This is a genomic window from Mesorhizobium humile, from assembly GCF_033977215.1.
In the GTDB taxonomy this organism is placed as follows: domain Bacteria; phylum Pseudomonadota; class Alphaproteobacteria; order Rhizobiales; family Rhizobiaceae; genus Mesorhizobium; species Mesorhizobium humile.
Map to the genome: position 1 here is coordinate 310,012 of NZ_JAVIIV010000003.1, position 24,216 is coordinate 334,227.

Sequence of the window (24,216 nt, forward strand, 5' to 3'; positions counted from 1 at the left end):
AATAGTGAATAGTGAATAGTGAATAGTGAATAGTGAATAGAAAATCGTCTACTCAACTCGCTACTAACTAATAACTACTCACCATTCACCATTCACCATTCACCATTCACCATTCACCGTTCACCCCGAGGCCCCCCATGCCTTCCCACTTCCTCGGCATCGATGTCGGCACCGGCAGCGCGCGCGCCGGCGTCTTTGACGAGCATGGCCAACTCCTGGCTTCCGCCAAGCGCGACATTGCTCTCTTCGTCGAGTCCGGCGAGATCGCCGAGCAATCCAGTCGCGACATCTGGCAGGCGGCATGCGCCAGCGTGCGCGAGGCGGTCGGGAAATCGGGCGTCGATCCCCGGGACATCGGTGGCATCGGCTTCGACGCGACCTGTTCGCTGGTGGTGGTCGGCGACGATGGCGAGCCTTTGCCGGTAGGCCGCTCGGGAGACAGCGACCGAAACATCATCGTCTGGATGGATCATCGCGCCCTCGACCAGACCAGGCGCATCAACGCGCTGCGGCATCCGGTCCTCGACTATGTCGGCGGCGTCATCTCGCCGGAGATGGAGACGCCGAAGCTTCTATGGCTGAAGGAGAACCTGCCCGAGACCTTTGCCAGAGCGCGGCATTTCTTCGACCTGGCCGATTACCTGACCTGGCGCGCCACGGGCAGCCTTGCCCGCTCGGTCTGCACGCTGGCCTGCAAATGGACCTATCTCAGCCATGAACGGCGCTGGGACGACAGCTATTTCCATGCGGTGGGACTTGGCGAGCTAGCGGACGAGGGTTTTGTCCGTATCGGCACGGATGTGGTCGATCCCGGCACGGCGGTGGGCGCCGGCCTGACAGAGGCGGCCGCCGCCGAACTGGGACTGGTTGCGGGCACGATCGTGGCCGCCGGGCTGATTGACGCCCATGCCGGCGGCGTCGGCACCGTCGGCGCCGCGGGCGATGCCGGCACCATCGTCTCGCGCATGGCCTATGTGCTCGGCACCTCGGCCTGCACCATGGCGAGCAGTGAAGGTCCGGCCTTCGTGCCGGGTGTATGGGGACCCTATTATTCCGCCATGGTGCCGGGGTTCTGGCTGAGCGAGGGCGGCCAGTCGGCGGCCGGCGCGGCCATCGACCTGCTGGTGCATTTCCACCCGGCCCAGGCCGAGGCTTCCGCGCGCGCCGCAACCGAAGGCAAATCGCTGGTCGATTGGCTGGCCGCGGCCGCCACGGCGGGTTCGCCCGACCTGTCGGCCGCCGCCACGCTTACGGGAAGCATCCATGTCGTGCCCGAATTCCTCGGCAATCGTTCGCCGTTAGCCGATCCTGATGCGCGCGGCCTGATCGCCGGGCTCGGCACCGACCGTTCCGTCGAGAGTCTCGTCGGCCTTTACGTGGCCGGACTTTGCGGCCTCGGCTACGGCGTTCGCCAGATCGTGGCGGCTATGGCCTCGTCCGGCCACGTCGTCGACACCATCGTCATCAGCGGCGGCGCCGGCCAGTCGCCGCTGGTGCGCCAGCTGCTTGCCGACGCCGCCGGCCTGCCGGTGGCCGCCTCGCAGTCGCCGGAGCCGGTGCTGCTCGGCGCCGCGATGCTGGGAGCGGTCGCGGCGCGCCGGTACGCGGACCTATCGACCGCCATGCCATCCATGTCCCGGCTTGGTGATGTTTTCACACCCGCGACGGGCGACATCAGCGCTTGGCACGACCGCCGTTACGAAGCTTTTCTGGCGCTGCAGGCGGTGGGTCGCAGCTTGCGCTGAGGGATCGGTAAGGCGTCAGCGCCGGAAGACTGTCGGCACCTCGAACGGATCGGGCGCCGGCTCCTGCGGCAGCGTGCCTTCGGCCCTGCGCTTCTTGTGATGCGAGAGCGAGCATTGCGGCGAGCACAATATGCCGCGATCGGTCCAGTAGGCTGGGCCTTCCTCGAGCATGCCGTGATAGTAGTGGAAGCCTGGAGCCCGGTAGGGCAGGCCGCATTCGAGGCAGCGATAGGCGTCGGGTCTGGCAAGCATGGCTGGTGTCCGGTTTGTCTGTAATCTGCCTCGGCAGACTATAGCGGGATGTAGTTCCTTGTTGCAGTAATTTTGAAAGGTAGCCATAGCCTCCACAATTGGCCCGGCATTCGCGATTTCGTCATTCTATGGCGTAGCAAGGAGCGAAGCGACGCGCGCAGACCATAGAATCCATTCCGTAACGTTGACGTTGCTCTACGATCCAGAATTCTGCTCCGTTGCACCCTTCGCGCGGGGTCACGGAATGGATCCTCGGGTCTACGCGTCCGCTTCGCTCCCGCTCCGCCCGTGGATGACGAAGCTCAGGCGCTGCGGCTAATCTTCGAAGTTTGCGATTGTTTCCATGGGGGGCAAAGCGTTCCGACCTTCGCTTGGTCGAAACGCTCGTCAGGTCTACGCTCCCGCTCCGCCCGCAGATGACGATCCTGCAAAATCCGCGTGACAAAATTTGACGTTTACGTAAAAAGAAGGTGCGAAATCGACACATGGTTTCGCTTCGGCCATGTACTACGGTTGGCTGGAACGGAGGAGGAGCAGACATGTATCGCGCACCGGTCGAGGACATCGCCTTCACGCTGAAGCAGGTGGCCGGGCTGAAGCCGGCGCTGGACGCCGGCACCTTCGGCGATCTCGGCGAGGATCTCGTCGACGCGATCCTGGCCGAGGCGGGACGTTTCGCCAGCGAGGAGGTCGCCCCGCTCTACAAGATCGGCGACGCGCATGGCGCGGTGCTGAAGGACGCGGCCGTCACTACGCCGCCCGGCTGGAAAGAGCTCTACCGGCGCTGGATCGACGGCGGCTGGAACGCGCTGTCTGGACCGGAGGAGTTCGGCGGCCAGGGCCTGCCGACGATGCTCGGCGTCGCAGCGCTCGAAATGTGGAATTCCGCCGCCATGGCTTTCGGCATCGGCCCGACGCTCACCATGGGCGCGGTCGAGGCGCTCGACAAACATGCTTCCGAGGCGCTGAAGCAAAAATATCTGGCCAAACTCGTCTCAGGCGAGTGGATGGGCACGATGAACCTGACCGAGCCGCAGGCCGGCTCGGACCTCGCCGCCTTGCGCAGCCGCGCCGAGCCGGTCGGCGACGGCACCTATCGCATCTTCGGCCAAAAAATCTTCATCACCTATGGCGAGCACGATTTCACCGACAACATCGTGCATATGGTGCTGGCGCGATTGCCCGACGCGCCCGCCGGAACGCGCGGCATCTCGCTGTTTTTGGTGCCGAAGTTTTTCGTCAATGACGACGGCTCGCTCGGCGGCCGCAACGACGTCTTCTGTTCCGGCCTCGAGCACAAGCTCGGCATCCATGCCTCGCCGACCTGCACCATGATCTATGGCGACGGCTTTCAGGGCGCGGCACCCGGGGCCATCGGCTGGCTGATCGGCGAGGAGAACAAGGGGCTGGCCTGCATGTTCACCATGATGAACAACGCTCGCCTGGCCGTCGGCATGCAGGGCGTGGCGGTTGCCGAGACCGCCACCCAGAAGGCGATCGCCTATGCCAATGAGCGCCGCCAGGGCAAGGCATCGGACTATTCCGGTTCCGGCATGGCGCCGATCGTCCATCACCCGGACGTGCAGCGCAATCTCTTGACTATGAAGGCGCTGACCCAGATCGCCCGCTCGATCAGCTATTCCTGCGCCCATGCCATCGACCGCGCCCGCGTCGGCGAGGGCGAGGCCGCCGCCACCTGGCGCGACCGAGCCAACCTGCTGACGCCGCTGGCGAAGGCCTTCTCGACCGATGTCGGCGTCGAGGTCGCCTCGCTGGGCGTCCAGGTGCATGGCGGCATGGGCTTCATCGAGGAGACGGGCGCCGCGGCGCTTTATCGCGATGCCCGCATCGCGCCGATCTATGAGGGCACCAACGGCATCCAGGCAATCGACCTCGTGGCGCGAAAACTGCCGCTTGGCGGCGGCGAGCATGTGCATCGCTATATCGGCGAATTGAAAGCCGTGGCCGATGCGGTGCGCACCTCCAACATCGACGGCTTCGGCCGTACCGCCGACAATCTCGACCGATCACTCAGCGATCTCGACGAGGCGACGCGCTTCCTGCAGAAGCTCACCGCCGACGGCAAGATCGACGCCGCGATGGCCGGCGCGACGCCCTATCTGCGCCTGATCTCGCTCGCCGCCGGCGGTGCCTATCTGGCGCAGGGCGGGCTGGCCGACCGCGGCCGCATCGCGCTCTGCCGTTTCTTTGCCGAAAACCTGCTCGGCGAAACGCGCGCCCTGAAGGAGCGCGTCATCGACGGCGCAGAAAGCCTCGCCGCCGCCGGCAAGGCACTGATTTCCGCTTAAGCATCCCGACGTTCAAAGGACCAGCCGTGACAGACCATATCCTCGTCGAGCGCCAGGGCGCCGTGCAGATCATCCGCATCAACCGCCCGGACAAGAAGAACGCGCTGACGCGCGCCATGTACGCGAAAATGTCGACGGCCCTTGCCGAAGGCGATGCCGATCCGGCGGTCCGCGTGCATGTGTTCCTCGGTGTTCCGGGCGCCTTCTCCTCCGGCAACGACCTTGCCGATTTCCTGGTCATCGCCACCGGCGGCGAGGGCGGCAACGAGGTCTGGGATTTCCTGATGGCGCTGGCCAGGTCGGAAAAGCCGATGGTGTCGGGCGTCGATGGCATCGCGGTCGGCATCGGCACGACGCTCAATTTGCATTGCGACCTGACCTTCGCCACGCCGCGCACGCTGTTCCGCACGCCCTTCGTCGATCTCGGCCTGGTGCCGGAAGCCGGCTCCAGCCTGATCGCGCCGCAGCTCCTCGGCCGGCAGGGCGCCTTCGCGCTGCTCGGTCTCGGCGAGGGTTTTTCGGCCGAGCGCGCCAAGGCCGCCGGCATGATCTACGACGTCGTGTCGGAAGACGCGCTGGAAGGCGCGGTGCTGGCCGCCGCCAACAATATCGCCGCCAAGCCGCCGCAGGCACTGAAGATCGCGCGCGACCTGATGCGCGAGCCGCGCGAGGAATTGATCGCTCGCATCAAGGTCGAAAGCGAGCATTTCCGCGAGCGGCTGACCTCGGAAGAGGCACGCGCAGCGCTCACCGCTTTCATGACGCGCAGGAAGGCGGGCTGAGTTCACGACACTGTCAGGTTGTGGCAGCTTCGAGCGAAACTCGCGTCTGACGCGATTTTTGGTCTGTACACTGTCGTTTTCGCGCCCTATCTCACGAAGCCGACGGGGCGGGGGCCTACAGCAATTCCAGGAAAAGTGCGTAGCGGTTTTCCGTCCGGAATTGCGCCAAGACAAGGACTAGAGTGCGAAGCGCTCTAGTCGCCTGGAGTGGACATGGCCCGCAAAATTGCCGCTGACGAGCAACCTTCCGAAATGACGAGGCACGCACCGACGGATTGAACGTCCGACATGCTTGCCATTGCCGTAAGACCGCTGGCGCTCACCATGAAACTCTGGTGGCGCTTCTGGCCGCAGCTGGTCGCCATGGTGCTTCTGGGCATCGTGTTCGGCGACCTGTTCATGCAGGTCGCGGCACGCGCGGCCCTGCTCAACCACATGGCCGGTCTCGCTCTGCTGACGCTGGTCGCGCTGACCCAGCTCATCGTCACCGTCGCCATGTTCCAGACCCTGCTGCCCGCTCTGCCTGCCGTGCGCGTCGCGCAGCAGTCGGCCCAGCGCGAAAGCGAAACCGGGCCACGGAGCGGTAGCGCGCGGCTGGCGCGCATGGTCACCGTCGCGCTGCTGCCCTTCTTCGCCTACTACGCCGCCTGGGGCTTTCTCGGCGACACAGTGCGGCAATATTCGCGCGTCACGCTCGACATGGCGCCCTTCGGCGAAGGCGCCGGCAACGTGCTCGATGTGCTGGATTCGCGCTGGCTGATCGTGTCGGTCGTCATCTCCTGGCTGATCAGGCGCTTCGCCACCGCCATGCAGAAACGCGGCGGCTCGCGCTCCTTCTGGCAGATCGTCGTGGTCATCTGCGAGACCAACTGGATCTTCATCGGTCTCTACGTGATCTCGCGCTGGAAGGACGAGGCCGTCGCCTGGATCATGAGCCGCAACATCTTTTCCGCCTTGCAGGCAGCGGCCGAAGGCGTCGCGCATCCCATCGCCAGCGCTTTCGCCGATCCGATGGTGCCGGTCGAGGTCACCTCCATCGACACCACGACCAGGCTGGTGAACCTGTTCTTCTACATGCTCTTGCCGGTGATCTGGCTGGTGCTGGCGGCGCTGATCTACGGCTATGACGTGCGCGACGACAAGGAACTGATGCGCATGCACCGGCGGGTTGAACGCGCTGGCGAACGCTATCGCGCCATCCCGAAATTCCTGCGCGACTTCGCCGACCATTTCATCTCCGGCTACCGCTCGCGTTACCTGCCGATCGCCAACGGCGTGCGCATCACGCTGAGCTCGGGCGTCGTGCTGATCGTGACGCTGATTGTCGGCTACCGCCTGATCGATTGGCTCGCCGCCTGGGCGTGGCTCGGCATGACGCGGCTCGTCGGACCGCATGAGCTCGACACCTGGCAGGTGCTCTCGCAAGGCGTATCGCTGCTGTTCGGCAGCCCATTCCAGGATTCCTCGACCGGCATCCTGGTCGAGCCGCTGCGCATTTGCTTCCTCGCCGCGGTCCTCGAAACGGCCTTTGCACTGCCCAAGCGCCAGGCCAGCGAGGGCGCCGAGCCGGCCGGGCCGGCCGACGCCACGGAAATCGAGGCGCAGAATGCTTGAAAGCGCCCGCTCACGGCTGAAGGCGTGGACCGTCGCCGGCATCGGCACGGCAGCCGCAATTGCCGTTGCGGGTGTCCTTGGCGCCTTCGGCGCGAGGCATGAGCCGTTACCGGTCCTGGCGCCGGCAAGCCGGATCGACACCGGCGAGTGGCTGCTGCGGCCATTGAAAGCCTATGTCACCGCGGAAAAATACGCCTACGGGACGTTGCTCAAGCCGGGCGGCAAGGCGCTGGTGCTCGAGCTCGAAATGACCAACCGCACTGCAAAGTCGACCAAGGACTATTTCGACGTGCTGCAGGCAAGCCCGGCGACGGTCGATCCGGCCACCAAACCCTTCATCGTGCTGACGCGCGATTCCACGATGTCGCCCGAACTGCATCCGGGCATGCCGGAGCGCATGGCCTATATCTGGCAATTGCCGGACGGAGCGGCGGCACCTGCCAGTTTCGGCCTGACGGTCATCCGCAAGACCTACAAGCCGCGCGACAACCTCTACGGCCTGCCGGGCTGGTTCAATCCCACACCGGCCGGCACGCTGACCATTGCCGTCGGCGCCGGGCCCGACAGCGCGGATATCCAGCCATGATGGGCCCATGATGCGAAAATCGGCCAACATCGTCCTGCTGCTTGTCGCCATGGTTTTCTGCTACGGCCTGCAGACATCGAAGCCGCGTTACGGCGACCTGATCGGGCCGATCCCCGCGTACGGCAAACTCGGCGATACCGCCGTCGGGCGCGCCTTCGAGGTCCATGCCGAGAAAGTCGAGTTCGCCCGCAAGCTGAAGGTCGATCAGTTCGGCCAACAAAAGGTCCTGACCACCGGCGGCGTCTGGGCCGTGGTGACGGTCGAGTTCGCGGCGCGCTCCGAGTCGACAACCATTGGTGTCGCGTCCTGGCGCGGGCCGACCGGTCTTACCTACGACCAGACCGAGAGGCTGTCCTTCATGAACGGGCTTTTGCCGGTCGCGATCGATCCCGGCCTGCCGAGGAAGGCGAGGCTGATCTTCGAAATGCGGCCGGACCAGGTGAGCGACGCGACCTTGCTCGTTTCGGAGAAGCTGATGGCGGCGCTGGACTCCCAGGCCGAAATCGCGCTTGGGCCGGTGGCAGTCGCGCCGGACGGCCTGCCTCCCGGCACGGTCGACATGCTGGATTATGGCGCAGCCGCTCTGAGGAAAACGAATGACGGCAGAGGCTTTGGATCAGGAGAATAGGGCAGGGGAGCGGAAATGGCGGCGGCGCAGCCTGTGGTCGCTCGCGCTCCTGATCCCGCTCGCCTTGGCCGTGGAGTCCTATGACAGCGTCAAGGCGCTGCTCGGCGACAGCGACCTGTTCGCGCGCCGCGTCGTGTGGGGGCAGAGCGCGCATTTCGGCGGCAGCGACTGGAAACTGACCGATTTGCGCGGCGCCTTCGGCATGTCGAACCTGCCGCCGGACTCCGTGCCCGTGCTGGCCGACTTCCAGGTCAGGGTCGGCGATCCGGACCTGCAAAAGCTCTGGCTCGGCTGCAAGGTCACGCTGATCGACAAGGACGGCCGGCGCTGGTTACCGACCTCGATCGTCTTGCTGAAGACCCCCGACAATGTCGGAAACTGCATCTCGGCGATCTTCTCGGGCGCCAAGAGCGGCGATACGCTCAACCTGCGCGAGACGTTCCTGGTGCCGAAGGAAGCGACCAAGTCGATACGCCCGGCCGTCGGCGTCGCCAGCGAGCGGCCGCGCTTCCTGCTGTTCCAGCTGGAAAAGGACTGATTTCCGGCAGGCGTTCGGGGTTAGGGATAGAGCCGGCTCTTGTCCCAGCCACCGGCGGCATTGCGCGAAAAGACGACCCGGTCATGCAGCCGGAAGGGCCGGTCATGCCAGAACTCGATCGTCTGCGGCAGGATGCGGAAGCCCGACCAGTGTTTCGGCCGCGGGATCTCGCCGATGGCATAGCGCGCCGTATATTCGGCCACCGCCTTCTCCAGCGCGAAGCGGCTTTCCAGTGGCCGCGACTGCTTCGAGGCCCAGGCGCCGATGCGGCTGCCGCGCGGACGGGTGGCATAATAGGCGTCGGCCTCGGCGTCGCTGACGATCTCCACCGGCCCGCGCACCCGCACCTGGCGGCGCAGCGATTTCCAGTGGAAGCACATCGCCGCCTTCATGCTGCCAAGAATCTCGCGGCCCTTGGCGCTCTCGAAATTCGTGTAGAAGACAAACCCCTTTTCGTCGAACCCCTTGAGCAGCACCATCCGCACATCCGGCATGCCGTCGGCGTCGACGGTCGCCAGGGCGACGCCGTTGGCATCGTTGATCTCGCTTTTCGTGGCGTCCTCCAGCCATGCGGCAAAGAGCCTGAACGGCTCCGCGGCCTCGGTGAAGTCACTGCTTGTTAACTCGGTTTCGTTCATAGTTTTCCAAATTTTTACCGTTGCGGGAGGAGTTGGCCGATTGTCGCGTATCGCGCAAGCTTTTGACAGCAGGCAATGGGGCGTTATCGCTTCGGCCAGCGTCAAGGCTGTGGTCGTGGCAGCGGCCCTTCCCCTTGCCGCCTGCGGCGCAGGTGGCTTCAGCCTGGAAAAGGCTGATGTCGACCGCTCGATCATCACCTCCAGCGCCCCGTCCTCGCCCGCTGCCCCGGCCGCCGGCGACAAGGATTCCGACCAGACCACCATCGGCAATGCCGTTTCTTCGGCCGACATCAAGGAGTTGGGCGGCCAGGCGGTGCCATGGGCCAATGCCGGCACCGGCTCGCGCGGGGCGATCACCGAACTGCTGGAGCTGAAGGATGGCGGGCTGACCTGCCGCCGTTTCAGCGCCACGCGCGAGAGCTTCGACGGCGTCGCGCTCTACAAGGGTGAGTTGTGCCTGGCCGGCGCCGGTGGCTGGCGCATGCAGGAATTCAAGGCACTTTGATTTGGGCGCGCTCTAACTTTCGAGGACCAATCCCTCTTGTGGCACTGGAATTTCTTCCTATGCGAGCGCATATAGGGGGCGACCACAAATCCATTCTCTCTTGCAGGCAGGAAGCATGCGCGACCCCTATGAGGTGCTGGGCGTTGCCAAGAACGCATCGGCGAAGGACATAAAATCGGCTTACCGCAAGCTCGCCAAGAAGCATCATCCGGACCAGAACCCGAATGATCCCAAAGCGAAGGACCGTTTTGCCGCCGTCAACCAGGCTTACGAAGTCGTGGGCGACGAGAAGACGCGCGGCGCCTTCGACCGCGGCGAGATCGACGCCGAGGGCAAGCCGAAATTCCAGGGTTTTGAAGGCGCGGCCGGCGGCGACCCGTTCGCCGGGTTCCGCCGTCAGCAGGGCCCGGGCGGCGCGCATTTCGAATTCCGCACCGGGCGTCCGGGCGGCGATCCGTTCGACGGCAACAGCGATATCTTCAGCCAGATATTCGGCGATGCCTTTTCCGGCGCCCGCGGCGCCGGCGCAAGGGGGGCCGGGCCAGGCGACCGCCGCCAGCCGGCGCAGGCTGCCGACCTCAACGTCACCATGGACATCAGCGTCGAGGAGGCAGCCACCGCCGACAAGGTGACGGCGATGTTCCCCGACGGCCGCAAGGTGGCGGTGAAGCTGCCGGCCTATGTCGAGGACGGCCAGACGATTCGCCTGAAGGGTCAGGGCGGGCAGGGTCCGGGCCAGCCGGGCGACGCGCTGGTCAAGATCCACATCCGCCGCCATCCGCGCTACCGCATCGAGGGGCGCGACCTGCATGTCGACCTGCCCGTCTCCCTGGCCGACGCCGTCCTCGGCGCCAAGGTGGCGGTCGAGACGCCGACCGGCAAGCTCGCGGTCAACGTCCCGGCATGGTCGAGCTCGGACAAGGTGCTGCGCCTCAAGGGCAGGGGCCTGCCGGAAAAGGCTGGCGGCCATGGCGATCTCTATGCCCATGTGCGATTGATGCTGCCGGAAGGCGGCAATGCCGAGCTTGAGGCCCTGATGCGCGGCCGAAAAGGCTGATTGAGGGAATTTTGTTCCTGTTACAGTGTCTTTTGGGCGCTTGAAGGGGCTTTGTGCCTGTGCGATAGGGCTCTCCACAAAGCAGATATTCTTGCGGAGAGCTTGCACATGGCAGCTGGACAGGGCCTGATGGCCGGTAAGCGGGGCCTGATCCTCGGCGTCGCGAACAATCGGTCGATCGCTTTCGGCATCGCCAAGGCATGCGCCGATCATGGCGCCGAAATCGCGCTGACCTATCAGGGCGAAGCCTTCAAGAAGCGCGTCGAGCCGCTCGCGGCCGAACTCAACGCGCATGTCGCCGGACATTGCGACGTGACCGACCCGGAAAGCCTCGACGCCGTCTTTGCCGACATTGCCAAGCACTGGGGCAAGCTCGACTTCCTCGTCCATGCCATCGCCTTCTCCGACAAGGACGAGCTCACCGGCCGCTATGTCGAGACGACGCGCGACAATTTCCTGCGCACCATGGACATCTCGGTCTATTCCTTCACCACCATCGCCAAGCGCGCCGAGCCGCTGATGACCGATGGCGGTTCGCTTTTGACGCTGACCTATTACGGCGCCGAGAAGGTGATGCCGCATTACAACGTCATGGGCGTCGCCAAGGCGGCGCTCGAAGCCAGCGTGCGCTACCTCGCCGTGGACCTGGGTGCCAAGAAGATCCGCGTCAACGCGATCTCCGCCGGACCGATCAAGACGCTTGCCGCCTCCGGTATCGGCGACTTCCGCTATATCCTGAAGTGGAACGAGTACAATTCGCCGCTGAAGCAGACGGTCACCCAGGAAGAGGTCGGCGATTCCGGCGTCTATTTCCTGTCGGACCTGTCGCGCGGCGTGACCGGCGAGGTCCACCACGTCGATTCCGGCTACCATGTCGTCGGCATGAAGGCGGTCGACGCGCCGGATATCTCGACCGTCAAGGACTGATCCTCTCCTTCGCCGATCCTTCGTCCCAGGCCCTGGCTCGACCTTGGAAGACCTGATGTATCCGCTCGTCTACATCGCGCGCCACGGCCAGACCGAGTGGAATGCCGAGCACCGCCTGCAGGGCCAGGCCGACACCGACATCAACGCATTCGGCCGCGAGCAGGCCACGCAAAATGGCCGACGGTTGGCGCAGCTAATCAGAAATCCTGCGGATTTCGATTTTGTCGCCAGCCCGATGCGGCGCACGCGCGAGACGATGGAATTGATGCGCGAAGCGATGGGGCTCGATCCCACCGCCTACCGCACCGATGCGCGCCTTGTGGAGATAAGCTTCGGCGACTGGCAGGGTTTTACCTTCGCCGAACTCGAGGAACGTGCTCCCGGTTCAACCGACGGCCGACGCGCTTCCAAGTGGGATTTCCAGCCGCCCGGCGAGGGCGCCGAAAGCTACGAGATGCTGCTCGACCGGATCAAGCCGTGGTTCGACGGGCTGCGCCAGCCTACCGTCTGCGTGACCCATGGCGGCGTCATGCGCTGCTTCTTCCGCTTCGTTACCGGCATTTCCAAGCAGGAAGCCGCCGGCCTGGAGATCCCGCAGGATCGCCTGCTGCGACTGGAAGGCCGCAGCCTGGAGTGGTTGTGAAGGTTAGCATCGTCATTCTAGGGCGAAGCAGGAGCGAAGCTCCGTCGCGGAGACCCTAGAATCCATGCCGTGATCTCAGCCGAATGGTAAAAACGGTGCAGGACAGAGGTCGTCCTGCACCGTAGCGGCATTCATACGCAACGGCATGGATTCTAGGGTCTGCGCGCGTCGCTACGCTCCTTGCTTCGCCCTAGAATGACGAAGCTTTGGCGTTTCGGCCAATGTCTAAGGTTGGTCCCGGTGCAGTGCGGGCTTCGCGTCGGACTAGTTCTGGTCGCTGTCGGGCAACTGCATATCGGTGACGACATTCTCGCCATTGGTCACGTCGAAGGCGATGACGATGTCCATGCCCGGCTTCAGCGAGTCGATATCGGTCTCGGCGTTGAGCTTGTAGGCCTTGCCGTCGTCAAGCGTCAGCGTCAGCGTGTCCTTGTCGACCTTCTTGATCAGGCCTTCGGTCTGGCCGGCGAACGCGGCGGCGGTGGAAATCAGCAACATGGCGCAGGCGGCGCCAATCAGGGTACGCATCGTCGTCCTCTTTGGTCATTGCGCCGGCTGGTCAGCGGCGGATCCTCAACGGCGGATGGAGGAGAGCAGAAACCAACCGAATGTGTCAAAACTAAATCCGGCAGATCACAGTTTGATGCAGTCGTTTGACCACTGTGGAAAACGCCAATAGAAGGCAGCCTAACCGGCTTTGCCGCCGGGGCAGGGCGTATTCTCATGTCGCACAACACATTCGGCCATCTCTTCCGCGTCACCACCTGGGGTGAAAGCCACGGCGCCGCGCTCGGCTGCGTTGTCGATGGCTGCCCGCCCGGCATTCGCTTCAAGCGCGAGGATATCCAGGCCGAGCTCGACCGCCGCCGTCCCGGACAGTCGCGCTTCGTCACCCAGCGCCGCGAGCCGGACGAGGTCAAGATCCTTTCCGGCTTCATCCTCGACGAGGACGGCGAGACGATGATCACCACCGGCACGCCGGTGTCGATGCTGATCGAGAATGTCGACCAGCGTTCCAAGGATTATGGCGAGATCGCCCGCCAGTACCGGCCGGGCCATGCCGACTACACCTACGACGTCAAATACGGCCTGCGCGACCATCGCGGCGGCGGCCGCTCCTCGGCGCGCGAGACGGCGGCCAGGGTCGCGGCGGGCGCGCTGGCGCGCAGGATAGTTCCCGGCATGGTGGTGCGCGGCGCGCTGGTCTCGATGGGCGAGAAGTCGATCGATCGCGGCAACTGGAACTGGAATTTCATCGGCGACGCCGAAAACCCGTTCTTCACGCCCGATCCGGCCTCGGTTCCGGTCTTCACCGCCTATCTCGACGGCATACGCAAGGCCGGCTCCTCGGTCGGCGCGGTGATCGAGATCGTCGCCGACGGCGTGCCGCCGGGCCTCGGCGCGCCGATCTACGCCAAGCTCGATCAGGACATCGCGTCCGGCCTGATGTCGATCAACGCGGTCAAGGGCGTCGAAATCGGCAACGGCTTCGAGGCGGCCCGTATCACCGGCGAGCAGAACGCCGACGAGATGCGCATGGGCAATGACGGCAAGCCGGTGTTCTTATCGAACAATGCCGGCGGCATCCTGGGCGGCATCTCGACTGGACAGGCGATCGTCGCCCGCTTCGCCGTCAAGCCGACCTCGTCGATCCTGACCCCGCGCCGGTCGATCGACAAGGACGGTCACGATGTCGAGGTGATGACCAAGGGCCGCCACGATCCTTGCGTCGGCATCCGCGCGGTGCCGATCGGCGAGGCCATGGTTGCCTGCGCGATCGCCGATCATTATCTGCGGCACAGAGGACAAACAGGGAAGGGAGTAGGCAGTAGGGATTAGGCAGTAGGCCGCCCGACACAGCCGTTTCTTCCTTCTACCGCCTACTGCCTAACCCCTATTCCCTGCGAGCGAAGCGAGCGCCCAATGCCCTACGACCAGAAGAAGATCGTCGAAGCGATCCGCGCCTTCGAGCGCGGCGAGATCGTCGTCGTCATGGACGATGACGGGCGTGAGAACGAGGGCGACCTGATCGTCGCCGCCGTCCACTGCACGCCGGAGAAGATGGCCTTTATCGTGCGCAACACCTCCGGCATCGTCTGCACGCCGATGCTGCGTGAGGACGCCAGGCGGCTGAACTTGGCGCCGATGGTGGCGGACAATGACTCCGCCCACACCACCGCTTTCACGGTCAGCGTCGATTTCAAGCATGGCACGACAACGGGCATTTCCGCCGACGATCGCACGCTGACCGTGCGAAACCTTGCCAATGGCAATGTCGGCCCGTCGGATTTCGTGCGCCCCGGCCACATCTTCCCGCTGATCGCGCGCGAAGGCGGCGTCTTGATGCGCTCCGGCCATACCGAGGCCGCTGTCGATCTTTGCAAGCTTGCCGGCCTGCCGCCGGTCGGCGTCATCTCCGAGCTGGTGAACGACGACGGAACGGTCAAGCGCGGCCCGGAAGTGCAGGCTTTCGCGGAACAACACGGCCTGAAGCAGGTTTCGGTCGCCGACCTCATCGCCTACCGTCAGCGCAAGGAAACGCTGGTCGAACGCGTCGCCTGCTCCGACATCGACACGCCCGGCGGCAAGGCCCAGGTCTTCACCTACACGCTGCCCTGGGATTCCATGCACCATGTCGCGGTCGTCTTCGGCGATATCCGCGACGGCGAGGACGTGCCGGTGCGCCTGCATTCCGAAGATGTCGTCACTGACGTCTTCGGCACCAGCCATCGCCTCGACGGCATCATGAAGGCGATGGGCGAGCGCCGGCGCGGCGTCATCGTCTATCTGCGCGAGGGGTCCGTCGGCGTCGCCCACCAGGAGCGCAATCGGCCGCAGAGCGGCGACCGCGAGGACCACGAGGAAGCCCGCCGCCGCGAGAACGAGTGGCGCGAGATCGGCCTAGGCGCCCAGATCCTCAAGGACCTTGGCATCTCCTCGATCAACCTGATCGCCTCGCGCGAGCGCCACTATGTCGGTCTCGAGGGGTTTGGCATCCACATCGCCAAGACCGAAATTTTGTAGCTCGCTGAACCCCCCGCGACGTCGTCATCCACGGGCGGAGCAAGGAGCGAAGCGCCGCGCGCAGACCCGAGGATCCATGCCGTGACTTCGAAGCGCCGCGACGGTTCAGAATTCTGCTCCGCTGCGCTCTACGATCGAGGTAACGGAATGGATCCTCGGGTCTGCGCTCCGCTTCGCGTCGCTCCGCCCGTGGATGACGAAGTCATAGAGGCTACGGCCAACTTCCAACCTCTGCGATGATCAACGGATGGCTGGCCACGCTTTTGGCCGTCACTGCGCCGGGATCACCGCCTCGCCTCTGTCCACGTCGCAATCGTCCGTCGCCAACCGGCGTTGCCCGGCGAGCACGGTGGCCAGCGCGATCGCGCCTGCCGCCACCGACACCCAGAACCCGCTCTGCGGACCGAAACTGTCAACCATCCAGCCGGCGGCGAAGGAGCCGAGCGCTATGCCGATGCCGATGCCGGTGGTCACCCAGGTGACGCCTTCGGTCAGCATCGCCGGCGGCACGTGGCGTTCGATCAGGCCGAAAGCGGTGATGAAGGTCGGCGAGATCGCGACGCCGCTCACGAACACCGCCAGCGCCAGCGTCGGCACAGTGTCGGCGAAAAGCAGCGGCAGCGTGGTGAGCGCGATCACGCTGACTGCGACAGCCAGTTGCCGTTGCAGCGGTGCCTTCAGGCTGAGCGCGCCGACGATGATGCCGAGCACGAACGACCCCAGCGCATAGACGCCGATGACGAGGCTTGCCGCTTCAGGCTGGCCGAGCTGCTTTGTAATGGCAACCGTCGTCACTTCGGTCGTCGCGAAGGTCGCGCCGACGAAGATCAGCGCGAAGGTGATGATCTGCACTGGCCGCAGGCGGATCGCCGAACCGGTCGCCCCATGTTCCGCCGGGCGGATGGGTGGTTCGGACGAACGCTGCAGCAGGAATGCCGCCGTGCCGAGCGCGAGCAGCAACGTGCTGACCACCATGCCGGCTTCGGGAAACAGCGCCGCGCTCAAGCCCACCGACAGCGAGGCGCCTGCGACATAGACCAGCTCGTCCGCCGCCGATTCGAAGGCGAAGGCGGTGTTGAGCTCGGGACGATCGCGAAAGATCTCGGTCCAGCGTGCCCTGACCAATGCCGGGATGCTGGGCATGGCGGCGGCAAGCAGAGCGGAAAGGAACAAGGTCCAGGCCGGCCAGTGTTGGTTGGCCGCGACGATCAGTGTCGCGAAGGAAATGACCGAGACGAGCGTCATCGGCGCGGCGATCGCCGTCTGGCCGCGCCGGTCGACCAGCCGCGACACCTGCGGCGACAGGAAGGCATTGACCAGCGCGTAGGTGGCCGAGACGGCGCCGGCGAGCCAGTATTCGCCATGCGTCTGCGACAGCATCGCCACGATGCCGATCGGCGCCATGGCGATCGGCAGCCGCGCGATGAAGGCGGCCGCAGCGAAGCCTTTCGTGCCGGGAGCCCGAAAGATGTCCGAATAAGGGTTTCGCATGGTCTTGCTCCTCGACAACATAACATATCGCAACTACATACGCTGCGTATGAAAGTCAGATAGTTCATACGCAGCGTATGTCAATTGGCATACGGAACGTATGTAAATAGAGCCAGAGCCATGCACAGACCGCGCAAGGAGATGATCGCCGAGACGCGCGCCAAGCTGATCGCGGCCGCTCGCCATGCTTTCGGCACGGTCGGCTACGCCGAATCCTCGATGGACGATTTCACCGCGTCTGCTGGGCTGACCCGCGGCGCGCTCTACCATCATTTCGGCGACAAGAAGGGGCTGCTGCAGGCGGTGATCGCCGAGATCGACGGCGAAATGGCCGTGCGGGTGAACGAGGTGGCGTCGAAAGCGCCGACCCGCTGGCAGCATTTCGTCGACGAATGCACCACCTATATCGAGATGGCGCTGGAGCCGGAAATCCAGCGCATCATGTTCCGCGACGGCCCGGCGGTGCTCGGCGACCCGGCGCAATGGCCCAATGCCAGTGCCTGCATCGCCTCGATGACCAACCATCTGACGAAGCTGCAGGACGATGGCGTGGTCGTTCCGGAGCTTGATCCCGAGACGACCGCACTGCTGATCAACGGCGCCAGCAGCCAGGCCGCGCAGCGTATCGCCAATTCCGGTGACCCCGAAGCGACGTCGAAGAAGGCGATCGCGGCGTTCAAGCAACTGCTCGAAGGCTTGCGCAGAAAAACTTGACGGCACGTTTGGCTGACCAAGCCGCCGGGTTGTGCACTGGTTTCAGGCCCTCGCAACCCTGCCGTGATTGACAATCGATCGGGTGAGCGCATCCTCCCCAGCCATTCTCTTACAGCGCCGCGCGTTCTTTGAACGCGCAAAGGACGCTGTAAAACTTGATTTGGCGCATGATCCTTTTCCGAAAATCGATTCCGATTTTCGGGGTCATGCGCGGGTGGGAGAGTCGGGGCATGTGGGACTTCAGCATCGCCAGGTCGGTGTCCATCATGATGCGGACATGGCCGTTCATCGTCTTTCGCATGATCGTCTATTTCGGCATCACGGTCGCCTACATCATGGCGACCGGAACCGGCGCCAGCGTCGGCTACGGCGTCGGCCACATCTCGACCGACCCGGACGGACCGACGTCTTTCGCGCTCTGGGGCGGCGTGGTCGGCTTCGGCATCGTCTCGATCGCCGTCTACTGGATCCGCGAATACATTCTCTACGTGCTCAAGGCCGGTCATATCGCCGTCATGGTGCATCTGATCGACGGTCATGACGTTCCCGACGGCCAAGGGCAGATCGCCTATGCCAAGGAAGTGGTCACCCAGCGTTTCGCCGAGGCCAACATCCTTTTCGTCGTCGACCAGCTGGTCAAGGGCGCCATCCGCGCCATCACCGGCCTGATCGGCGGCATCGCCGCCTTCCTGCCCATTCCGGGCCTGAGCGGTCTCGTCAGCTTCATCAACACGGTCATCCGCATCTCGCTGACCTATGTCGACGAGATCATCCTCGGCTACAACATCCGCATCAATTCGAACTCGCCCTTCGAGACGGCCCGGCAAGGCGTCGTGCTTTACGCGCAGAACGGCAAGCACATGATCAAGAACGCCGTCTGGCTAGCGGTGATCATGTGGGGCGTGTCCTTCGTCATCTTCCTGTTGATGCTGGCGCCTGCGGCCGCGATCCTCTGGGTCATGCCGGGACAGCTTGCCGGCTGGGCCTTCGTGCTGGCGATCGTGTTTGCCTGGGCCTTCAAGGCGGCCTTCATCGAGCCCTTCGCCATCGCCTCGCTGATGCAGGTCTATTTCGAAGCCATCGAAGGCCAGACGCCCAATCCCGAATGGGACCGCCGGCTCGCCGAGGCCTCGTCCAAGTTCAGGGAACTGCGCGACAAGGCGTTGGGCTCCTTCGGCGGCTCGCGCTGGGATACGCCTCGGGCCGCCTGATTATGGCGTCGGCTGGTCGTCGTCACGAAGCCTCGCGATTGCCGATTTGAGCGGCGCTTCGCCGGCGCCGCGAAACGTCTCGCTCATCACCAGCTCCGGCAGCGGCAGGCGCTTGCCCCAGCCATGCGCTTCGAGGTCCGGTCTCGGCGCGAATTGCGACACGCGGCCGACGCACAGATAAGCGATCGGCGTGACATGCTCCGGGATCGACAAGAGCTGCTTCAGCGCCTCGGTCTCAATGATGCTGACCCAGCCGACGCCGACACCTTCCGCCCGCGCCGCCAGCCAGAAATTCTGCACCGCGCAGACGGTGCTGTAGAGATCCATCTCGGGGTTGTGCCAGCGCCCGAGCGGAGAGTCTTTCGAGCGCTGCCGGTCGCAGGTGATGCACAGGTTGAGCGCGCTTTCGCAGATGCCTTCGAGCTTCAGCTTGCGGTAGAGCGCCTGCCGTTCCGCCTCGATCGCCGGCAGTTCCTGTTCGCGCGCGGCGAGGAACAGATCGCGTACCTGCCGCCGCCTTGCCGCGTCGCGGATGACGATGAAGTTCCACGGCTGCATATAGCCGACCGACGGCGCGTGATGGGCCGCGGTGATCAGCCGCGCTAGCACGCTGTCGTCGAGATCGTCGGGGACAAAATGGCTGCGCACGTCACGCCTGGTGAACATCGCCCTGTAGACCGCGTCGCGCGCCAATTGGTCAAAGTCGTCGCCGCTCGTGGCGATCGCTGCTGCCGTCATCGCTTTTTCCCCTTGCGATAAGCAGTCTCCCGCCTGACCAAGCGGAAAACCATGTCTGCCAGGCCGGTCTTCTGGCTCGGGATCGTCCCGCACCGGCGCCTTCCCGTCATCGACAGTGGCTCTTGCCGGCGCGGTCCCCCTCACAGCGTTGGGCACGCCACGGATTTCAACCGTGTTCCCGATTCTCCCGCGTCGCGGGCACCAGGCAGCGACGAGACCTTACCGCGAAGCTTGGGCTGCGCCAATGGTGCCAGCGACACGGGTTGGCGCAATTTTCCCCAGCCATTCGGCTTTCAAACATGGTCATCCGCGCCGCCGGTGCCTAGATTAGGCGCCATGGCCACCCGTCTCTACACGCACCCGATCTTCCTGGAACATCTTACGCCGCCCGGACATCCCGAGCGGCCCGACCGCCTGCGCGCCATCGAGCGTGTGCTCGACGACGAGGCTTTTTCGGCGCTCGACCGCGTCAAGGCGCCCGAAGGCGACGAGAAAACCATCCTCTATGCGCACCCCGAGGATTTCGTCGAGCGCGTGCGCGCGGCGATCCCTGAGAACGGCATCGTCTCGATCGACGCCGATACCAGCGCCAGCCCGAAAAGCTGGCAGGCCGCGGTGACGGCCATCGGCGGCGCCAACGCCGCGGTCGACGATGTCTTCGAAGGCCGCGCCGCCAATGTCTTCGTCGCCGCGCGACCGCCTGGACATCACGCGGAGAAAAGCACCGCGATGGGCTTTTGCCTGTTCAACACGGCCGCGATCGCTGCCCGCTACGCGCAGAAGAAGCACCAGGCCGAGCGCGTCGCCATCGTCGACTGGGACGTCCACCACGGCAACGGCACCCAGGACATTTTTTGGGACGACCCGTCGGTGCTCTATTGTTCGACGCACCAGATGCCGCTTTATCCTGGCACCGGCGCGAAGAGCGAGACTGGCGCCGGCAACATCGTCAATGCGCCGCTCGCGCCGCAGACCGGCAGCGACCTGTTCCGCGACGCCTTCCTGTCGCGCGTGCTGCCGTCCATCGATGCGTTCGCGCCGGACCTGATCATCATTTCCGCCGGCTTCGACGCGCACCACCGCGATCCGCTGGCCGAGATCAACCTGACCGAGGACGATTTCGACTGGGCGACCGGCCAGCTGATGGAGCGCGCCGGGCGCCACAGCGGCAACAGGCTCGTCAGCCTGCTGGAAGGCGGCTACGATCTGCAGGGACTGGCATTTTCAGTCGCCGCCCATGTCGGGCGGCTGATGAAGGGATAGGGTATGGCAGTGGAAGGCAATGAGGACGTCAAGGCGATGAGCTTCGAGCAGGCGCTCGACGCGCTGGAGAAGATCGTCGACGATCTGGAGCGCGGCGACGTCCCGCTCGACCAGTCGATCAGGATCTACGAGCGCGGCGAGGCGCTGAAGGCGCACTGCGACCGGCTGCTGAAGGCCGCCGAGGACAAGGTCGAGAAGATCAGGCTGTCGCGCGACGGCAAGCCGGCAGGAACGGAGCCGCTGGACGCGGACTGATTTGGAATAGGGTGGGCAGAGCAAGCAGGTAAGGAGTTCAAGCCATGTGCCGCAACATCAAGACCCTGGCCAATTTCGAACCGCCGGCGACCAATGACGAAGTGCATGATGCTGCGCTTCAGTTCGTGCGCAAGCTCAGCGGCTCGACCAAGCCGTCCAAGCGCAACGAACATGCCTTCCACCATGCGGTGGAGGCGATCGCCGCGATCGCGCGCGAATTGATCGACTCGCTCGAAACCAGCCTGGAACCGCGCAACCGCGAGGAAGAGGCCGCCAAGGCGAAAGCCAGGTCGGCGCTGCGCTTCGCCTGAGGGACGGTCATGAGCTTCTTTCCGGGAAACGATCCTGAGCCCGGCGATGCCTTCGCCTGCGACCAGATCGAGCTGATGGTGGTTCCGAACGCCAAGGATATCGGCGGTTTCGAGGTGCGCCGCGCCTTGCCGACGGCAAAGCGCCGTCTGGTCGGGCCGTTCATCTTCTTCGACCGCATGGGACCGGCCATCCTGCGCGCCGGTCATGCGCTCGACGTGCGCCCGCATCCGCATATCGGGCTTTCCACCGTCACCTACCTGTTCGACGGCAAGATCAGGCACCGCGACTCGCTCGGTACCGAAATGGTGATCGCGCCCGGCGACGTGAACCTGATGACCGCCGGACGCGGCATCGTTCATTCCGAGCGCACGCCGGAGGAACTGCGCGGCGCGCCGATGTCGGTCTCCGGCCTGCAGACCTGGTTGGCGCTGCCCGACGGCAAGGAAGAAATTGCCCCGGTGTTCGCCAACACCTCGATGGCCCGCCTGCCTGAGATCGATGCTGAGGGCGTCAGCGGCCGCGTCGTCATCGGCGAATTCGAGAGCCTGCGCTCGCCCGTTGCGACCGCTTCGGATACGCTTTACGCCGATCTCAGCCTGGCGGCGGGTGCCAGCGTGAAGATTCCGGCCGATGCCGAGGAGCGCGCCATCTACACGCTGGAAGGCGACGTCTCGATCGCCGGCGATGTTTTCCCGGCCGAGCGGCTCCTGGTGTTCAAGCCGGGCGAGGAGATCGTCGTTTCCTCCGAGCGCGGCGCGCATTTCATGCTGTTCGGCGGCGCCTCGCTCGGCTCCAAGCGCTATATCTGGTGGAATTTCGTCTCGTCCTCGAAGGAACGCATCGAGCAGGCCAAGCAGGAATGGAAGACAGGCCGCTTCGATATCGTTCCTGGCGATGAGGAAGAGTTCATCCCGCTGCCAGAGAGCTAGGGATTGCTCGACCGCGCTTCACTGGCGCGCATTTACATTCGCCCGCCGGCGGCCTATTCCGGCGCATGATTAAGGCGCAATTTGCTGGTAGCGCCGTGTTCGATCAATTGAGGCAGGACGCGCCCGAGTGAAGCCAGACACGCCGCTGCTTGACAAGGTCCGCATTCCGGCGGACCTGCGGACGCTTGATGAGGGCGCGTTGCCGCAGCTTGCCGCGGAACTGCGCGCCGAGCTTATCGACGCCGTGTCGCAGACCGGCGGCCATCTCGGCGCCGGCCTCGGCGTCGTCGAGCTGACCGTCGCGCTGCATTATGTCTTCAACACGCCGGACGACCGGCTGATCTGGGATGTCGGCCACCAGGCCTATCCGCACAAGATCCTGACCGGCCGCCGCGACCGCATCCGCACGCTGCGCCAGGAAGGCGGCCTCTCCGGTTTCACCCGGCGCGCCGAGAGCGAATACGACCCGTTTGGCGCGGCACACTCCTCGACATCGATCTCGGCCGGCCTCGGTATGGCCATGGGGCGCGACCTGTCAGGCGGGCGCAACAATGTCATTGCCGTCATCGGCGACGGCTCGATGTCGGCAGGCATGGCCTTCGAGGCGCTGAACAATGCCGGCGCGCTCGATGCCCGGCTGATCGTCATCCTCAACGACAACGACATGTCGATCGCGCCGCCGACCGGCGCCATGAGCGCCTATCTGGCCAGGCTCGCCTCCGGCAAGGCTTATCTGGGCCTGCGCGATTTCGGCAAGAAGCTGACATCTTATCTCGGCAAGCGCGCCGACCGCGCCATCACCCGCGCCGTCGAGCATGCGCGCGGCTACGTCACCGGCGGCACACTGTTCGAGGAGCTCGGCTTCTACCATATCGGCCCCATTGACGGACACAATCTGGAGCATCTCATCCCGGTGCTGAAGAATGTGCGCGACAACGGCAAGGGCCCGGTGCTGATCCATGTCGTGACCCAGAAGGGCAAGGGCTACGCGCCGGCGGAGGCCGCGGCCGACAAATATCACGGCGTCAACAAGTTCGACGTCATCACCGGCGCGCAGGCCAAGGCGCCGGCCAATGCACCGGCCTACACCAAGGTCTTCGCCGAAAGCCTGATCCAGGAAGCGCGCGAGGACGACCGCATCGTCGCCATCACCGCCGCCATGCCGAGTGGCACCGGCCTCGATCTGTTCGGCGAGGTGTTTCCGCGGCGGACCTTCGATGTCGGCATTGCCGAGCAGCATGCCGTGACCTTCGCGGCGGGGCTGGCCACCGAAGGCTACAAGCCCTTCGCCGCCATCTATTCCACCTTCCTGCAGCGCGCTTACGACCAGGTCGTGCACGACGTTGCAATCCAGAAATTGCCGGTACGCTTCCCGATCGACCGCGCCGGTTTCGTCGGCGCCGACGGCGCCACCCATTGCGGCGCCTTCGACACGACCTTCCTCACCACGCTGCCGGGCTTCGTCGTCATGGCCGCGGCCGATGAGGCGGAACTGCGGCACATGGTGCGCACCGCGGCGTCCTATGATGACGGTCCGATCGCCTTCCGCTATCCGCGCGGCAACGGCGTCGGCGTCGACATGCCGGAGCGCGGTTCGGTGCTCGAAATCGGCAAGGGCCGCGTCCTGAAGGAAGGGACAAAGGTCGCGCTGCTTTCCTTCGGCACGCGGCTGCAGGATTGCCTATTGGCGGCCGAGGAGCTCGGCGCGGCAGGCCTGTCCACCACGGTTGCCGACGCCCGTTTCGCCAAGCCGCTGGACGAAGATCTGATCCGCCGGCTCGCCCGTTCACACGAGGTGCTGGTGACCGTGGAGGAAGGCGCTATCGGCGGCTTCGCCAGCCAGGTGCTGCATTTCCTTGCCCATGAAGGCCTGCTGGAAAGCGGCCTCAAGGTACGCCCGCTGGTCTTGCCGGACATGTTCGCCGATCATGCCAAGCCGGAGAAAATGTATGCCGATGCCGGCCTGGATTCTGCCGGCATCGTGCGCACGGTCTTTGCTGCGCTCGGTCGCGGCGTCCAGGCGCAGCGCGCCTGAATCAAGACCTCAACACGCTG

25 protein-coding genes and 1 riboswitch are annotated in these 24,216 nt (G+C 64.8%); of the genes, 20 read left to right on the plus strand and 5 right to left on the minus strand.

Translation table 11 applies throughout. From position 1 onward, the window contains the following. The first annotated feature begins 137 nt into the window (after nucleotides 1-137). Nucleotides 138-1,745 carry an FGGY-family carbohydrate kinase gene (locus tag RFM52_RS06820; protein WP_320294733.1) on the plus strand — a complete coding sequence of 536 codons (1,608 nt, stop codon included), beginning with the start codon at nucleotides 138-140 and terminating at the stop codon, nucleotides 1,743-1,745. A gap of 15 nt (nucleotides 1,746-1,760) precedes the next feature. Here RFM52_RS06820 and RFM52_RS06825 read toward each other — a convergent pair whose 3' ends face one another. Next, nucleotides 1,761-1,997 carry a hypothetical protein gene (locus RFM52_RS06825; RefSeq protein WP_320294734.1) on the minus strand — a complete coding sequence of 79 codons (237 nt, stop codon included), beginning with the start codon at nucleotides 1,995-1,997 and terminating at the stop codon, nucleotides 1,761-1,763. A 539-nt stretch (nucleotides 1,998-2,536) separates the two neighbouring features. On the opposite strand from RFM52_RS06825, the gene RFM52_RS06830 reads away from it, so the two are divergent. The 6 genes from RFM52_RS06830 (at nucleotide 2,537) to RFM52_RS06855 (ending at nucleotide 8,454) form a co-directional block, all read left to right on the plus strand. After that, a complete protein-coding gene (locus RFM52_RS06830) occupies nucleotides 2,537-4,306 on the plus strand; it encodes an acyl-CoA dehydrogenase family protein (RefSeq protein ID WP_320294735.1) in 1,770 nt (589 codons plus the stop codon). A gap of 26 nt (nucleotides 4,307-4,332) precedes the next feature. Further along, nucleotides 4,333-5,088, plus strand: a complete 756-nt coding sequence (locus RFM52_RS06835) for a crotonase/enoyl-CoA hydratase family protein (RefSeq protein WP_320294736.1) — start codon at nucleotides 4,333-4,335, stop codon at nucleotides 5,086-5,088. Nucleotides 5,089-5,376: 288 nt separating this feature from the next. Beyond that, nucleotides 5,377-6,702 (plus strand): hypothetical protein, encoded by a 1,326-nt coding sequence (locus tag RFM52_RS06840; RefSeq protein WP_320294737.1) that lies wholly within the window; start codon nucleotides 5,377-5,379, stop codon nucleotides 6,700-6,702. Beyond that, nucleotides 6,695-7,288, plus strand: coding sequence for a hypothetical protein (locus RFM52_RS06845; RefSeq protein WP_320294738.1), 594 nt, complete (start codon nucleotides 6,695-6,697; stop codon nucleotides 7,286-7,288). Before RFM52_RS06840 ends, RFM52_RS06845 begins: the two co-directional genes overlap by 8 nt. Before the next feature lie 7 nt (nucleotides 7,289-7,295). Next, nucleotides 7,296-7,916: a hypothetical protein gene (locus tag RFM52_RS06850; RefSeq protein WP_320294739.1), complete on the plus strand. Its 621-nt coding sequence runs from the start codon at nucleotides 7,296-7,298 to the stop codon at nucleotides 7,914-7,916. Next, nucleotides 7,885-8,454 carry a hypothetical protein gene (locus tag RFM52_RS06855; RefSeq protein WP_320294740.1) on the plus strand — a complete coding sequence of 190 codons (570 nt, stop codon included), beginning with the start codon at nucleotides 7,885-7,887 and terminating at the stop codon, nucleotides 8,452-8,454. Before RFM52_RS06850 ends, RFM52_RS06855 begins: the two co-directional genes overlap by 32 nt. A 20-nt stretch (nucleotides 8,455-8,474) precedes the next feature. Here the strand turns inward: RFM52_RS06855 and pdxH are convergent, their stop codons facing one another. Next, nucleotides 8,475-9,092, minus strand: coding sequence for a pyridoxamine 5'-phosphate oxidase (gene pdxH, locus RFM52_RS06860; RefSeq protein WP_320294741.1), 618 nt, complete (start codon nucleotides 9,090-9,092; stop codon nucleotides 8,475-8,477). A gap of 40 nt (nucleotides 9,093-9,132) precedes the next feature. Here pdxH and RFM52_RS06865 point away from each other — a divergent pair, with 40 nt between their 5' ends. The 4 genes from RFM52_RS06865 to RFM52_RS06880 all read left to right on the plus strand — a co-directional run bounded on the left by RFM52_RS06865 (nucleotide 9,133) and on the right by RFM52_RS06880 (nucleotide 12,224). Then, nucleotides 9,133-9,597 carry an RT0821/Lpp0805 family surface protein gene (locus RFM52_RS06865; protein ID WP_320294742.1) on the plus strand — a complete coding sequence of 155 codons (465 nt, stop codon included), beginning with the start codon at nucleotides 9,133-9,135 and terminating at the stop codon, nucleotides 9,595-9,597. Nucleotides 9,598-9,712: 115 nt separating this feature from the next. Further along, entirely contained in the window at nucleotides 9,713-10,654 is a 942-nt protein-coding gene (locus RFM52_RS06870) for a DnaJ C-terminal domain-containing protein (RefSeq protein WP_320294743.1), read from the plus strand. 108 nt (nucleotides 10,655-10,762) lie between these two features. Then, complete coding sequence (fabI, locus tag RFM52_RS06875; RefSeq protein ID WP_224669765.1) at nucleotides 10,763-11,581, plus strand: enoyl-ACP reductase FabI; 819 nt, start codon at nucleotides 10,763-10,765, stop codon at nucleotides 11,579-11,581. 55 nt (nucleotides 11,582-11,636) lie between these two features. Continuing rightward, nucleotides 11,637-12,224, plus strand: a complete 588-nt coding sequence (locus tag RFM52_RS06880; RefSeq protein ID WP_320294744.1) for a histidine phosphatase family protein — start codon at nucleotides 11,637-11,639, stop codon at nucleotides 12,222-12,224. Nucleotides 12,225-12,488: 264 nt separating this feature from the next. On the opposite strand, the gene RFM52_RS06885 is transcribed toward RFM52_RS06880, so the two are convergent. After that, complete coding sequence (locus RFM52_RS06885; RefSeq protein WP_140783436.1) at nucleotides 12,489-12,752, minus strand: DUF1344 domain-containing protein; 264 nt, start codon at nucleotides 12,750-12,752, stop codon at nucleotides 12,489-12,491. A gap of 195 nt (nucleotides 12,753-12,947) precedes the next feature. Between RFM52_RS06885 and aroC the strand changes: the two genes are divergently transcribed. Then, nucleotides 12,948-14,063: a chorismate synthase gene (gene aroC, locus RFM52_RS06890; protein ID WP_320294745.1), complete on the plus strand. Its 1,116-nt coding sequence runs from the start codon at nucleotides 12,948-12,950 to the stop codon at nucleotides 14,061-14,063. A gap of 84 nt (nucleotides 14,064-14,147) precedes the next feature. Further along, on the plus strand, nucleotides 14,148-15,248 hold the full coding sequence (ribB, locus tag RFM52_RS06895; RefSeq protein ID WP_320294746.1) for a 3,4-dihydroxy-2-butanone-4-phosphate synthase: 1,101 nt from the start codon (nucleotides 14,148-14,150) through the stop codon (nucleotides 15,246-15,248). A gap of 270 nt (nucleotides 15,249-15,518) precedes the next feature. Here ribB and RFM52_RS06900 read toward each other — a convergent pair whose 3' ends face one another. Next, entirely contained in the window at nucleotides 15,519-16,739 is a 1,221-nt protein-coding gene (locus RFM52_RS06900) for an MFS transporter (RefSeq protein ID WP_320294747.1), read from the minus strand. Between the two features lie 120 nt (nucleotides 16,740-16,859). Here RFM52_RS06900 and RFM52_RS06905 point away from each other — a divergent pair, with 120 nt between their 5' ends. Next, a complete protein-coding gene (locus RFM52_RS06905; RefSeq protein WP_320294748.1) occupies nucleotides 16,860-17,453 on the plus strand; it encodes a TetR/AcrR family transcriptional regulator in 594 nt (197 codons plus the stop codon). Between the two features lie 230 nt (nucleotides 17,454-17,683). Continuing rightward, a complete protein-coding gene (locus RFM52_RS06910; protein ID WP_320294749.1) occupies nucleotides 17,684-18,664 on the plus strand; it encodes a hypothetical protein in 981 nt (326 codons plus the stop codon). Here the strand turns inward: RFM52_RS06910 and bluB are convergent, their stop codons facing one another. Then, a complete protein-coding gene (bluB, locus tag RFM52_RS06915) occupies nucleotides 18,665-19,402 on the minus strand; it encodes a 5,6-dimethylbenzimidazole synthase (protein ID WP_320294750.1) in 738 nt (245 codons plus the stop codon). Nucleotides 19,403-19,446: 44 nt separating this feature from the next. Further along, nucleotides 19,447-19,623, minus strand: a riboswitch (cobalamin riboswitch). 115 nt (nucleotides 19,624-19,738) lie between these two features. Here bluB and RFM52_RS06920 point away from each other — a divergent pair. From RFM52_RS06920 to dxs, 5 genes are all read left to right on the plus strand, one after another. Beyond that, complete coding sequence (locus RFM52_RS06920; protein WP_320294751.1) at nucleotides 19,739-20,665, plus strand: histone deacetylase family protein; 927 nt, start codon at nucleotides 19,739-19,741, stop codon at nucleotides 20,663-20,665. A 3-nt stretch (nucleotides 20,666-20,668) separates the two neighbouring features. Then, complete coding sequence (locus RFM52_RS06925; protein ID WP_320294752.1) at nucleotides 20,669-20,920, plus strand: exodeoxyribonuclease VII small subunit; 252 nt, start codon at nucleotides 20,669-20,671, stop codon at nucleotides 20,918-20,920. A 44-nt stretch (nucleotides 20,921-20,964) separates the two neighbouring features. Continuing rightward, nucleotides 20,965-21,231 (plus strand): DUF2277 domain-containing protein, encoded by a 267-nt coding sequence (locus RFM52_RS06930; RefSeq protein WP_320294753.1) that lies wholly within the window; start codon nucleotides 20,965-20,967, stop codon nucleotides 21,229-21,231. 9 nt (nucleotides 21,232-21,240) lie between these two features. Then, nucleotides 21,241-22,161 carry a pirin family protein gene (locus RFM52_RS06935; protein ID WP_320294754.1) on the plus strand — a complete coding sequence of 307 codons (921 nt, stop codon included), beginning with the start codon at nucleotides 21,241-21,243 and terminating at the stop codon, nucleotides 22,159-22,161. Nucleotides 22,162-22,288: 127 nt separating this feature from the next. Further along, nucleotides 22,289-24,196 (plus strand): 1-deoxy-D-xylulose-5-phosphate synthase, encoded by a 1,908-nt coding sequence (dxs, locus tag RFM52_RS06940; RefSeq protein WP_320294755.1) that lies wholly within the window; start codon nucleotides 22,289-22,291, stop codon nucleotides 24,194-24,196. Nucleotides 24,197-24,216 lie beyond the last annotated feature (20 nt).